This is a genomic window from Pelomonas baiyunensis, from assembly GCF_043555935.1.
GTDB classification, from domain to species: domain Bacteria; phylum Pseudomonadota; class Gammaproteobacteria; order Burkholderiales; family Burkholderiaceae_C; genus Pelomonas; species Pelomonas baiyunensis.
Map to the genome: position 1 here is coordinate 1 of NZ_JBIGIB010000024.1, position 255 is coordinate 255.

The following is a 255-nucleotide window of genomic DNA, read 5'->3' on the forward strand; positions in this document are numbered from 1 at the left end:
CACTTCAACTGGCAGCTTTCTGGATCCTTTGAGATATAAAGCTTGCAGCTTGGCAAGGTACTCGATGGCAGGATGCTCGCCGGTGGCCTGCCAGGGCAGCTTTGCAATGGCGACGAGCAACGACCGCGCGGGGCGAATTCCATCAATCAATCCCTCGCGGACCAGGGAGGCCCTGCTCGGTGGTTTGCGTTTCTGGGTTTCGGTGATCAAGGCTTCAAGACGGGCACGCAACTCAGCATCTGGCACCGCACCTTG

The 255-nt window shown here is 58.4% G+C and carries 1 protein-coding gene; it reads right to left on the minus strand.

Annotation, left to right across the window (positions count from 1 at the left end; translation table 11 throughout):
- A partial coding sequence (locus tag ACG01O_RS22305; RefSeq protein WP_394387810.1) for a hypothetical protein occupies positions 1-255 on the minus strand: 255 nt, incomplete at both ends.